Annotated in this window: 1 protein-coding gene; it reads right to left on the bottom strand. The window is 66.9% G+C overall.

All coding sequences use genetic code 11. The features are described from left to right. Positions 1-26: 26 nt before the first annotated feature. Entirely contained in the window at positions 27-1271 is a 1245-nt protein-coding gene (locus AB0I54_RS48130) for an IS256 family transposase (RefSeq protein WP_363302752.1), read from the bottom strand. Between the last annotated feature and the right edge of the window lie 161 nt (positions 1272-1432).

The raw sequence follows: 1432 nt of genomic DNA, 5'->3' as shown, positions 1-1432 counted from the left end.
GGGTCATGTCCCGTTGGGTGGTGTAGTCAGGGCAGCCGTTTCGGTTCCGGTTGTGGGGTGATCTGCGGTTCGCGTTCGGTTGGCTTGGTGGCGGAGAGGTCGGCCATGGAGGCTTCGGAGAGATAGCGGCGGTCGAAGACCTGCCACTCGTCGTGGAGTTCGGCCAGGACCGCGGCGGCGAGTCGGTCCAGGGCGGCGGGGTTGGGAAAGACCTGGACGACGTCGGCCCGTCGTTTGATCTCCCGGTTCAGCCGCTCCAGCGGGTTGGTCGACCAGATCTTCTTCCAGTGCGCCGGAGGGAAGTCGGCGAACGCCGTGATGTCGACTGCTGCGTCCAGCAGCATCGTCTTGACCTGGGGGAACTGCCGTCCGAGCATGTCGGCGACCACGTTCAGCTGGGTGCGGACGGCCTCGCCGGTGGTCTGCGCGAAGATGGTGCGGATGGTGGCGGCGACCATCTCCCCAGAGCCCCTCTCGATCACCGAGAACACGTCCCGGACGAAGTGAACCCTGCACCGCTGCCAGGCCGCGCCCAGGAAGACGGTGCGGATCGCGGCCACCAGCCCGCTGTGACTGTCGGAGATGACCAGCTGGACGTTCTCCAGGCCACGGGCCCGCAAGGACCGCAGGAACTTCGTCCAGAACGGCTTCGACTCGCTGTCTCCGACCATCAGCCCGAGGATCTCGCGGTGCCCGGTGGCGGAGATCCCGGTGGCGATGACCACGGCCTGCGAGGCGATCCGGTGATTCACCCTCGCCTTGCAGTACGTGGCGTCCAGGAAGACGTAGGGAAAGACGGTGTGATCCAGCGGCCGTTCCTTGAACGCGGCCAGTTCCTCATCCAGCTCGCCGCAGATCCGGGATACCTCGGACTTGGAGATCCCGCTGTCCGCACCGAGGGCTTTGACCAGGTCATCGACGCTGCGGGTGGAGACGCCGTGCACGTATGCCTCCATCACCACGGCGAACAGCGCCCGGTCGATACGCCGCCGGCGTTCCAGCAGGGAGGGGAAGAACGACCCGGTCCGCACTTTCGGGATCTTCAGGTCCAGGTCGCCGGCCTGCGTGGTCAGCAGGCGCTCGCGGTGTCCGTTGCGCCAGGTCGTGCGCGTCTCGGCGTGCTCGCCCGAGGCGGCACCGATCACCTCGGTGGCCTCCGCCTCGATGAGCTCCTGCAGGATGCGCTCGCACACCACCCTGATTGCTTCAACTCCATCGGCCCGACGTAGTGACTCCAGCAGCCGCATCAGCTCAGACTGGGACAAGGCCATCGCGTGCTCCTCCGGTCGAACTGCCCGTTCACCAGGGAGACTTGCGCGATGGCCTGCCCTTGTTCAGGGAGCATGCACCGCCAGCGGATGCACGCCCCGGGCAGACACCCGCGCGTTCCGGACCGCAGCCCGGCTACACCACTCCATGGGACGCGATCTGG

The organism is Streptomyces sp. NPDC050625 (assembly GCF_040654755.1).
In the GTDB taxonomy this organism is placed as follows: Bacteria; Actinomycetota; Actinomycetes; order Streptomycetales; family Streptomycetaceae; genus Streptomyces.
This window is presented reverse-complemented; position numbering and strand designations above follow the sequence as displayed.

Coding starts and splice junctions, on each gene's coding strand:
- AB0I54_RS48130 (WP_363302752.1), bottom strand. CDS start 1,271: ATGGCCTTGTCCCAGTCTGAGCTGATGCGGCTGCTGGAGTCACTACGT.